9 protein-coding genes are annotated in these 11,664 nt (G+C 40.4%); 5 read left to right on the plus strand and 4 right to left on the minus strand.

The features are described 5' to 3' along the window. The first annotated feature begins 168 nt into the window (after positions 1-168). From B4N43_RS05870 to B4N43_RS05890, 5 genes are all read left to right on the plus strand, one after another. Positions 169-990: an ATP-binding protein gene (locus tag B4N43_RS05870; protein ID WP_286733466.1), complete on the plus strand. Its 822-nt coding sequence runs from the start codon at positions 169-171 to the stop codon at positions 988-990. 24 nt (positions 991-1,014) lie between these two features. Further along, complete coding sequence (locus B4N43_RS05875; protein ID WP_286733469.1) at positions 1,015-2,757, plus strand: ABC transporter ATP-binding protein; 1,743 nt, start codon at positions 1,015-1,017, stop codon at positions 2,755-2,757. Next, positions 2,757-4,562 (plus strand): ABC transporter ATP-binding protein, encoded by a 1,806-nt coding sequence (locus B4N43_RS05880; RefSeq protein ID WP_286733471.1) that lies wholly within the window; start codon positions 2,757-2,759, stop codon positions 4,560-4,562. Before B4N43_RS05875 ends, B4N43_RS05880 begins: the two co-directional genes overlap by 1 nt. A 176-nt stretch (positions 4,563-4,738) precedes the next feature. Beyond that, positions 4,739-5,635: an SDR family oxidoreductase gene (locus B4N43_RS05885; RefSeq protein ID WP_286733473.1), complete on the plus strand. Its 897-nt coding sequence runs from the start codon at positions 4,739-4,741 to the stop codon at positions 5,633-5,635. Between the two features lie 9 nt (positions 5,636-5,644). Continuing rightward, positions 5,645-6,568, plus strand: a complete 924-nt coding sequence (locus B4N43_RS05890; RefSeq protein WP_286733476.1) for a helix-turn-helix domain-containing protein — start codon at positions 5,645-5,647, stop codon at positions 6,566-6,568. 152 nt (positions 6,569-6,720) lie between these two features. Here the strand turns inward: B4N43_RS05890 and B4N43_RS05895 are convergent, their stop codons facing one another. The 4 genes from B4N43_RS05895 to B4N43_RS05910 all read right to left on the minus strand — a co-directional run bounded on the left by B4N43_RS05895 (position 6,721) and on the right by B4N43_RS05910 (position 10,928). Beyond that, entirely contained in the window at positions 6,721-7,074 is a 354-nt protein-coding gene (locus B4N43_RS05895; protein WP_286733478.1) for a YtxH domain-containing protein, read from the minus strand. A gap of 199 nt (positions 7,075-7,273) precedes the next feature. Beyond that, positions 7,274-7,789 (minus strand): hypothetical protein, encoded by a 516-nt coding sequence (locus tag B4N43_RS05900; RefSeq protein ID WP_286733479.1) that lies wholly within the window; start codon positions 7,787-7,789, stop codon positions 7,274-7,276. A gap of 259 nt (positions 7,790-8,048) precedes the next feature. Continuing rightward, on the minus strand, positions 8,049-8,861 hold the full coding sequence (locus tag B4N43_RS05905) for a helix-turn-helix domain-containing protein (RefSeq protein WP_286733480.1): 813 nt from the start codon (positions 8,859-8,861) through the stop codon (positions 8,049-8,051). 186 nt (positions 8,862-9,047) lie between these two features. Beyond that, a complete protein-coding gene (locus B4N43_RS05910) occupies positions 9,048-10,928 on the minus strand; it encodes an MGH1-like glycoside hydrolase domain-containing protein (protein WP_286733483.1) in 1,881 nt (626 codons plus the stop codon). Positions 10,929-11,664 lie beyond the last annotated feature (736 nt).

An 11,664-nucleotide genomic window follows, 5' to 3' on the forward strand; every position in this document is an offset into this window, starting at 1 on the left:
GAAAAAAGAAAACAATACGATCTAAATTCTGTATATTAAATGAACTCAATGGTCGATTTTTTTCTTGACTACAACTATTTCTTCTTTAGCGGAAGACCAAAGTTCCCTTGGGTAATCGTTATTTAATTCGAATAAATTAAACTAATATAAATCTCAATCCGATTTTCAATGAAAATTACGTTAACATTAACCCTTATCATGTTTATACAAGTCCTATTTGGACAGAAGTCTTTAACGCCTCAATGGCAATCGGACACCACCCTAAGATCTCCAGAGTCCGTTTGGGTAGATGCCAAGAACAAAGTACTCTATGTTTCAAATACGATCGCCTTCGAACCTAATACTACAGCATTCATCAGTAAACTGGATATGGACGGAAAATTTATCAAAAGAGATTGGGTTACAGGACTCAATGCTGTTTTGGGTATAGGAATCCACAAAAACCGGCTCTATGCGGCTGAAGCATTCTCTAAATCCATTGCCGTCATCGATACGGATAAAGCAAGCATCGTCAAAAGAATTACCATTGATGGCGCTGAGCTACTCAACGACATTACCGTTGACTCAAAGGGTATCGTTTATGTAAGTGATACGCGACTTGGAAAAGTCTATCGCATTGAAAACGACTCTCCTATGCTGTATGCAGAAAACCTAAAAGGTGCAAATGGGTTGCTGGCTGTCGGCAAAGACTTGTATGTGCTATCGGATGGCGCGCTTGTTAAGATAGATCAGGATAAAAAAACTACCGTAATATCGAAAGGTATGGAAGGCGGATTGGACGGTGTCGTACAAATTAAACCCAACGAATTTGTAGTTTCTGGCTGGCAAGGACTGATCTACCATGTCAAACCTGACGGCTCCAACGCTGTATTACTTGACACACGTGACAAAAAGATAAACGCTGCCGATATCGGATACGACAAATCTTCAGGTATGCTGTATGTGCCTACCGTTAGGAGTAACAGCGTTCAGGCTTACAAATTGGACTAGATGATTTAATGGATATACAGGCAGATGAAGCTTTCCACGTTTACCCCTTATACCAAGTCATTTAGAAAGGCTTTTTTGATTATTCCTTTTTTCGTTGTGATCGATGTATTTTGCGAGATTGTACAACCCCGTCTGATGTCTATCGTTGTCGACGACGGAATCTTGCATAAAGATATCAACTACATTTTGAAAATTGGATTGGCCATGATCGGATTAGCCATCGTTGCTATCGTTGCCAATTTATGCAACATCTATTACTCTGCACACGCGTCGGTGGGTTTTGCGACGAATCTCCGGACGGCCTTGTTTCGAAAAATACAATCCTTTGCTTTTGCGGATACCGATTATTTCAGTTCGGCCTCGCTTACAACACGGCTCACCAACGACACCAATATGATGCAGCAAGTCATGATGATGTGCTTGCGTATGCTTCTAAGAGCACCCCTTATGATGGTTTTTGCCATTATCTTTGCAGTTTCTATTAATAAGGATCTGTCCGTCGTGATGGCCATTGCATTACCTATATTGGCCTTAAGTATTTTTATTTTATTACGCAAAGGACTCCCCTTTTTTATCAAGATGCAGCAGGCAGTTGACCGTGTCAATAGTGTTGTGCAGGAAAATCTACTCAATGTGCGGGTAGTAAAAGCTTTTGTACGACAGGATTTTGAGAAAAAGAAATTCGACAAAGTGAATTTCGATCTGATGGATGTTGCCACCAAAGCTTCGAGCATCGTTGTCCTTATCATGCCTGTCATGCAATTGGTGATGGGTTTGTCGCTTGTTGCCGTGACCTGGTTTGGCGGACAGAAAGTAATGACCGGAACGCTTGCGCTGGGTGGATTGATGTCATTTCTTAGTTATATCACGCAAATCCTTATTTCTTTGATGCTGCTTTCATTGACTTTCATGATGATTTCAAGGGCAATCGCTTCTGGCGATAGAATTGAAGAAGTTTTAGAGAAACAACCCTCCTTAACGGATACTGCGGAAGGCCTCCAAAATAGATACGCCATCACAGCGGGACGGATCGCATTTAAGCAAGTCACTTTCCGTTATAACTTACAAAGTGAAAAACCCAACCTTGACAATATTAGCTTCGAAGTAAAGCCTGCGACTACCCTTGCAATCATAGGTGGCACAGGTTCGGGAAAGAGCACTTTGGTACAATTAATTCCACGACTATATGATGTGTCTAAAGGTGCCGTTTTAGTAGATGGCATCGATGTCAGAAATTACCAACTACAGGAACTGCGCAGCCAGATTGCGATTGTGTTGCAGCAGAACCAACTTTTTTCAGGAACTATTTTAGAAAATCTCAAATGGGGAAATGAGCAGGCAACAGAAGAGGATATTTATGCCGCAGCTAGGATTGCCTGTGCAGACGATTTTATACGCTCCTTTCCCAGCGGCTATCAGACACTACTGGGACAAGGAGGCGTCAATGTTTCAGGAGGACAAAAACAACGCATATGTATTGCTAGGGCTTTATTGAAGAAACCTAAAATCTTGATTATGGACGACAGTACAAGTGCTGTGGACATCGATACCGATCGAAAAATACGTGAAGGTTTAAAAAATTATCTGCAGAACACCACACTATTGATTATCGCGCAGCGTATTTCGAGCGTCATGCATGCCGACCAAATATTGGTCATGGAAGAAGGCCGCATTGTCGGTTCTGGATCACACGATGTACTTCTGCAAACAAATACCAGCTATCAGGAAATTTATCAGTCACAACACCTGCAAAAAGAAGAAGCTTAATGAGTACCTCAAACAAATCCATTCCCGTGAGTTTACCTGGCCCCGGTAGTTCAAGACGCATTAAAAATGAAAAGCCTCAACAGGGATTTAAAGCTTTATGGCGATTGATGCGCTACCTTTCTTCGCAACGGCTGATGCTCCTGCTGATTTTAATTTCACTTTTGCTGGGAACTGCGGGGACACTGGCAGGCAACTACCTTTTACGGCCTGCGATCAACAATTATGTCCTCAAAAAAGATATTGTTGGTCTAGGACATATTGCCCTGGTCATGATCGGAATTTATATCGCTACAGGAATTTTCAACATGTTGCAATACCGACTGACCATAAAAGTGGCACAGAAAACGATTTCTAACCTCCGAAATGATCTGTTCGACCGCATGCAGTACCTCCCTTTGCAATTTTACGATACCCATCAGCATGGTGATCTGATGAGCCGCTTCACCAATGACATGGATACTGTAAGCGATGCCCTGAATAATAGTATCACACAGCTTTTAATCAGCTCAATTACTTTGTTGGGGACACTCGCCCTCATGCTGTATATCAGCCCTATCCTGTCGATTATTGCATTGATCATGATTCCGCTGATGTTATATCTGGCGAAACTGATCATCAACAAGAGCAAGAGTTTTTTTGCCGCCAACCAAGCTGCGCTCGGCAATGCCAATGGCTATGTGGAGGAAATGATCAGCGGACAAAAGGTAGTGAAGGTTTTTGGCCACGAAAACGCTGCCATAGAACAATTTGAGCAGCTTAATCAGGTACTGCGGGAAAAAGCAACAAAGGCCCAGTTTTATTCTGGAATGATGATGCCTTTGATGGCGAATATGAGCACCATTAATTACGCGCTGACTACCATCGCAGGAGGTATTCTAGTGATCACACGTGGATTTGATTTAGGGGGGTTAACTGCATTTTTACAGTATGCACGGCAATTCGGACGGCCTGTAAACGAGATTTCCAGCCAATACAACAGCTTACAGGCAGCTCTTGCGGGCGCAGAACGTATTTTTGCCGTTATTGACACTGCTCCTGAAAGTGAAACGATAGATCCATTGCCAATGCCGGCCCCGATTCAGGGCCAAGTGACACTATCGCATGTAAATTTTGGCTATGTACCCGAAAAACAGGTTTTATTTGATATTGACATCGACGTAAAACCAGGACAAAAGATCGCTTTCGTGGGTGAGACCGGCGCCGGCAAGTCGACAATTATCAATTTGCTACCTCGCTTCTACCCTTTGCTATCCGGGGATATTCTTTTAGACAAGACATCTATTTTTAAGTTGGATCGCAATGAACTGCGTAAAAAACTGTCTATTGTATTTCAGGACACCCATTTGTTTACCGATACGGTCATGGAAAACATCCGTTATGGCAGGCTCACCGCAACGGATGATGAAGTGATAGCGGCAGCAAAGCTTGCTGCCGCAGATAGCTTTATCATGCAACTGCCACAAGGGTATAAAACCGAATTGACCAATGACGGGGCCAATCTGAGTCAGGGACAGCGGCAGTTAATTAACATCGCCCGGGCAACTGTGGCCAATACGCCAATCTTAATATTGGATGAGGCGACCAGCTCAATCGATACACGCACTGAAATTGCTATTCAGGAAGGTATTGACCGGTTAATGCAAGACAAAACAAGCTTCGTCATTGCCCATAGACTCTCGACCATAAGGAATGCCGACGTAATCTGTCTGATCGAAAAAGGGAGAATCGCCGAGTTCGGTTCGCATGCAGAACTCTTAAAGCAAAAAGGTAAATATTATCGTTTGTATATGGGACAGTTTGACTGATCATTTCGAGGTTTTAATACGATACTCCTTTCATGACAGAAGCCTTGTTTTGAAAAATACTGCAGCTTACGAAATACAAGTTCATCGATTTTCTGAAAGATGGCTACAACATTCTGACATTTGGATACATCTGCGGGCAACTTTACACAGAACTTTGTCTCAAGAAAAAAAAGATTATGAAAGTATTTATAACTGGAGCTTCGGGCTTCATAGGTTCAGCAGTCGTTCAAGAAATGATCGATGCGGGACATCAAGTAACTGGTTTAGCACGCTCAGAAAAATCAGCGGAGATAATCGCCAATTTGGGTGCTAAGGTAATCCGTAGCGATCTTCAACACTTGGATATATTAAAACAAGCCGCTTCAAACGCCGACGCCGTCATCCATACGGGGTTTTCCCACGATCTGATGTTTGCAAATGAATATGCAAAAGCTGCCGAAATTGATATCAATGCGATCAATGCCATGGGCGAAGTGCTGCTCGGTACACAAAAACCGCTTGTCGTTACAGCTGGAACCTTGGGTCTACCACTTATCAACGGGTTCGTCACAGAGGAAAGTACACTCCTAAATTCACCGAGAGGTTCAGAACCTGCGGCAATGGCCCTGGCAGCAAAAGGTGTCCATGCTTCAGTGGTTCGCTTACCACCCTCTGTTCACGGCAGCAGTGATCTTGGCTTTATGGCAGGCTTCACATCAAGTCTGATCCAATTTGCACGCGATCATGGTGTTTCGACCTATCCCTTAAATGGGGACAATCGTTGGCCAGCAGTTCATCGTTTAGACGCTGCAAAAGTTTTCTGCAAGGCGGCCGAGAAAGCCGAAATTGGGGCATTGTACAACGCTATTGGTGAAATTGGCATTAAAATCAGTGAAATTGCTGAACTGATCGGCACGAAATTACATTTGCCTGTTACTTCATTACGGGGTGAAGATATTGTCAAACATTTCCAATGGCTGAGCCATTTCATCACCTTCGATAGCCCGGCGACAAGTTTTGAGACACAGCAGCAATTAGATTGGTCGCCTACGCATATCGGTTTATTGGAAGATGTTCATCAGAATTATTTATAAATTTGTTATATGCCACAAAGTCGAACACAGCGTATAAAAACGATCAGTGAATTTCATCAATTAAGAGGTTTACCACAGCCTGAGCATCCATTGCTCAGTGTTGTGGACTATTCAAAGATGAAACGTTCTCCTTTGGATGATGCTTCGGCCTTATTGTTTGATTTTTATGTCATTTCCAATAAAAGAGGCATCACAGGCAAAATGCGCTATGGGCAGCAGCTCTTTGATTTTGACAACGGTGTACTCGGCTTTATGTCGCCCAATCAATTGCTGAAACTGGAAGAAAATGACGCTGTTACCAACGTAAACCGAAGCGGGTGGATGTTGCTTATTCATCCAGACTTTTTATGGAATACCACATTGGCGAAAACCATTAAAGAGCATGAATTCTTCGATTATTCGGCAAATGAAGCTTTATTTCTTTCAGAAAGTGAAGAGAAAACACTAAACGATATTATTGGAAATATCCAACGGGAATATCGAGCAAATATGGACAAATTCAGCAAGAACATTATTGTATCAAACCTCGAAACATTACTGAATTATTCGGAGCGTTTTTACAACCGACAATTCCTGACGCGAGAGAAAGCCAATCATCAGGTTTTAAATCGCCTGGAAGAACTGCTGAATGCTTATTTTTCTACAGATGGTTTGATCTCAAAGGGTCTTCCATCCGTTCAATATATCGCAGATAGCTTAAATATTTCCTCTAAGTATCTCAGCAGTTTGCTTAAAGTACTAACGGGGCAAAGTACCCAACAGCATATTCACGAAAAACTGATTGAAAAAGCAAAGGAGAAATTGTCAACAACGACACTTTCTGTTAGTCAAATCGCCTATGAATTAGGCTTTGAACATGCACAGTCATTCAGCAAATTGTTTAAAACAAAAACCAAACTTTCGCCCCTGGAATTTAGAGCCGGATTTCACTAAGCTACTGAAAGCTAACGAAAACCATCGAATGACCATTGGATATGGGAGAAATGATCCATCTGGGCATGGACATTATAATTTAAGAGGTGAAGATCAAAAAAAACAGCAGACCGCACAATGTCTATTGCCAGTTCTGCTGTTTGAATCAAAAGTTATTTTTCTTTTTGAATTTTAAACGCATCTTTAATCGCTTTTGTCTCTTCGGCAGTCTTAGCACTTATTTGATCTTTATACTTATCAAATTCATCAGAGACCTTATCAGCCACATGGCCTGCTGTCTGGCTAATTGAGGATGACACATGATCATACTCTTCTTTCACTTTATCGGCTACTTCTTCGTATTTATGTTTTGCCTGCTCTTTGAGATCCCTTGTTTTTGCCTTGATTTTCTTTCGCGTTTTTCTTCCGCTATTCGGTGCCACCAATACACCGACCAATGTACCAAGTGCCGCTCCCGCCACCATTGCCAGAATTAATCCTGTTGAATTATTTTTTGCGCCGCACATCTTTAATTTCTTTAAACAATCGTAATTAAGCATATATTTCAAAATGATTATGTTATTAAAACTCTTACAAATTTTAACAATAAAAGCAAAAGATTAGTTTGTCATATTTTAAATAATGTACAACAAACTAGAGTACAGCATCACATGAATCGAAAGGCGCTAAAGATGAGCGTGCGAGAACGGCTTGGATCAAATAGATCTACTGGATTCGACTTTTTAGTTCTGCCCCCAATTCAGTGTTGATTTTCTTTTGTTTGAAGTATTGAAAAATGACTGCAATAATAAAAAGCACAAAAAGGAAAAGAAGGGTCTGTCCAATAATTGGATCATTTATATCCGTTGCCAAGGGATGTCCGACTGGAACTCTGGTAAAGGTCTCATTAACAGTAGGCACCAGCGACAAGAAAAAACTGAATGACCATAGAAAATTCTCAAAATACCGGGCCTTCGTACTACTTTTCTTTGTTGCGTGCAGCCAATAGGCCACCGTGACAAGAACCAAGATGAAGAGTGAAAAAACATGCCCGGCATTGAAGCCACCCTGTTTCGAAATTCCTAATGCCGTAAGAGAAGTGATGGCTGTCGCATAAAAATATAACTTCCCCGATAATACTTTAAGATTGATCTTGCCATAGCTGATAAAACCTAATACAGCGTCTAAAAGTGCTGTAAGACCAATAACTGTGTGGAAAACTCCTAAACCTGATAAATTCATTTTTTCTATTTTTAATGTTGATAATTTCAAAAAAATGTTCCTGTAATGTAAGGTCGTTGTCAGGCTTTCACGGCACAATCCATGGAATAACACCCCTTTAATGGAACACTACAAAGTTGCAATAGAATAAGAAAAATGGTTTTTTGATTTCGTTCAAAGATTTGATATTTTAGTTCAAATAACAGGACTACAATCTTATTGGAGAAAACTTGGTCCCCTCGATAAAAATGGAATACCATATACAAATGACCATTGGTTTTTAGTTGCTTTTAAGCTGTCGACGATAATTTGTTGGCGATATGTGGTATTTGTCACTAAAACTCTTTGTAAATGTTGCGAGGTCGTTAAATCCACAGTTAAAGGCAATTTCGGAAACACGCTGATTGGAAACCAAAAGGAGCTCTGCCGCCTTTTCGAGCTTCTTATTTTTGATGTAGCTGGCAGGTGTATCATGATATAATTTGGCAAACTCTCTTTTAAATGAAGAAACACTCAGATTATTCTGTTCCGCAAGCTGCTCAATGGTCAATTGAGAAAAGAGATTGGCTTCAATGATCTGTTTAAACGAATAGGTACTTGAAGAAAAAAGCTGTGATAATATCACCCGTATGACCGACGCGTTTCTCGTTTGGGACAGGAGCAATATAATTTCTTTTAATTTGAGCACCAGTATATCTTCATTGATCAATGAAGGATTTTCAAAATAGAACAGCAAGCCTTCCACATATTTCTGGATCAGGAAATCATTGTCAATTTTTTCTTTTGATTGGTTTGAAATGATATTTTCGGGTTCAAGCAGCAACGAGGGTAACTCTCTATCGTAAACTTTCTTCAAGGTATCTGGATAAAAAGTGACGATTAACAGCTGACAATCTTGCGTTGGATTCACATCTTGGATTCGCTTTCCAGAATTAATACAATTCAGCAATAAGGAATAATGCTTCACAATAGTTAGATCTTCGTCATTTGCTTGGTATTGCATCTCCCCTTCCAGCACATAGAGGAAGCAAGCCTGTTCCGCTACTGGAAATTCAAATGTAAATGGTGCCTTCAAAGCAATTTTTTGCATCATCGGTCTTCCAAATAGCTCATATTTTTTGTAATCATTTACCATTGTGCCGCTCAATTTCTCAAATTTAACGATTGAGTTCCGTATAATTAAAATGACGGTTGTGCAATAGAGTCTTATTTTCTAAATTTCCGTTAAAATAAATTCATCCAATCGATGTATTTTAAATTGGTTAAACACCTGTTGATATTAGTCTAAATTTACGTCTATTTTGACACCAAGATTCTTGCAGCTTGCCTTTAAAACATGATCTACCCAAATGCATAACATAGACTGTTTTCCTGGTTTGTTTTGATCCCAGTCTTCTTTCCAGACAATGTCGATAGTTTTCCCGTGATAGTCTAAGTTTCCGAGGTAAAAATAATCCATTTTGCCCGCAGGTATCAGTGGCTGAAGCTGAAAGCTGTTGTGATGGGTAGCCTTAAAGCCAATGAGATCTGCTATGATCATGTCAGGATAGGTTGAATGAAAATAATCATTCTGCCCACCAAATTGCTCGCCGTCACTTGGTATATACCATTCACCGATATTTGGGTGGGTATAACCGTGAAGTCGGGTAAGCTTCATAATTTGTTCGTACAGGGTCTCTTTGTCCTGCGCAGTGATTTGATTCTTATAATCTCTTAAATAGTTGCTGTATGCTTTATAGATGACCGAGTTTTGAAAAGGCCATCCTCTGCCGTTCCAGGCATAAGCCTGCTCATTGTAATAGGGGTGTTGCCTTTCGGCCGTGGTCATTCCTTTGTGGTTATTGAAACCTTTTTCAGAAGTAAACATCGCCCAAGCTACTTCATACTTTTTATTATCCTCAGGCGGTATCATATTGAAATACCAGGGGGTATAACCAACGGATTCCCGCACCCGCGCTTCGTAATCCCGTACACCATACGCGTTGTCACCGGCAGTCAAGGTATTAAAAAAACCATCATCTGAATTCCAAAGTGCCCTGAGAAATTTCTGCTGTATTTCCTGGCTTCTGACCTTATAGTAATCTGCTTTCACCTTATTCGTAATCGAAGGATGTTGTTGCTGTTCCAGTCTATAGAGATTGTACAATGCGTTGGTATTTCCAAAGGAATAACTTCCAACGGATGGGCGCACCAAATAAAAATCAGGATAACCTTTGGTAAAGGCTAATGGAAAGTCCTTCGCTGCAGTCGTATTTGCTGCCTTGTCTGTCGTTCCCCAACCTAAATAAAGGTCTCTCCAGGTACTATCGGTATAAATAGCATAGGGCCCTTTACTTTCAATTAAGCCAAGTACCGCCGAAAGGCTGAATTCCATACCATCGTACAGATCCAGAATTTTGTACATGCCGTCGGTCTTCGCATTTGGATTTTTTACAGTGAATAGGCTATCCAAAAGATGCTGATGGGTCTCCATTGCGGGAAGCATCTTTTGTGTCCAGGCCTGATCGGGATGAATTTTTAAAAATGATTCAATACCATCGACCATCCAGCTGGAAAAATGAACACTTTCGGGTCTGCTCAAATGGGTCAAAAAATTACCGTTTTCCCGTTGATTTATTTTGGAAGCTGATCCAAGCATAAAATATTCGGCATAAGATCGAAGGTATTTTGTATCACGAAGCCAACGTACATCGTAAAACTGATGCGCTGTTGGGCAGGTAATCGCTCCACTCAAGGATCCCCAGGCGGGATACCCGAAAAATTCTGTTATAACCCAATATTTCTTTGAATCATGTGGATCGTAATAATCCCGAAGATGCTTGCTGATCATCCACCAACGATAATTATACACGCGACTTAGGGTATCGTTGGAACTCTCAAAATACGGAATGTTATTGACCAAGAATTCTTTGTTGTTGGATTCGTCGAAAGCACCGTCCGATTTTGGTCGGTGCTCGTAAGCATTGAACTCCTTTATATTGTCTGTAAGGTTATTTTTTGCCACTTCCTTTAAACGATCAAGTTCATGGCGATATATCGACTCCTGCTTACCCGAAAAACCTCGATTACTCGAACAGGAAAAAAGAGCACCTAGAACCAAAAAGGCTGTGCTGCTTAAAACAATAGATTTTAGAAAAACGGAGCGATGTTGTCTTTTCATGTGGTTATATGGAATAGAACGAATTTATAGTTGATCTGCTATAACTTTAAAAATTAGCATTTTAGCATTAATGTCCATCCGAAGGAATCAACAGGAGATTGATCGGCTTTCATCGCAGTAATTTTCTACAGGGCAATTCTTGATGAAGTTAAACACAAGATCTAATCCAAAGCTATAACAAACAAAGGCCTAATCAACAGAATTTTTATGACAATTAAGCATGGTGGAACAAATCGGCGCAAAATTGATACAATGTATCATATTGTACCAATTTGAGCTCATACTTTATCGTTCAAAATAGATAACAATACGCTTTATCGCGACCTGAAGTTCATTGTTTTTGGCCATACTCAGATCTATTAATTCGACAATGGTAAATTTTTTCCTGGATAAATTTTTCGATATTCCGGGCTTGAGCCTAAAATATTATGAAAGAGGGGGTATTTTTTTTGCAAAAAACCAAATATTCCCATTTTCACATAAAAAAGTATCTTTTTCATATTCTTTCTACTGCTATTCTAAGTTACATTTGCCTCATAAGTAAACTTGACTCAAAAGAAGTAATTGCTGAAATGAATGGAGATGCCTATCTCATCATTTTAAATTTCTGAATTGATTCGATAAGAATACTGTAAAAAGAATCCTACAATACTACACTGAAAAACATTTTGTGGAACGATGCTGTCGTTCCACATTTTTAATCTATTAAATCGGTCTCCACCCAACCTTCTCCGGC

Source organism: Sphingobacterium sp. UBA1897 (genome assembly GCF_002337775.1).
In the GTDB taxonomy this organism is placed as follows: domain Bacteria; phylum Bacteroidota; class Bacteroidia; order Sphingobacteriales; family Sphingobacteriaceae; genus Sphingobacterium; species Sphingobacterium siyangense.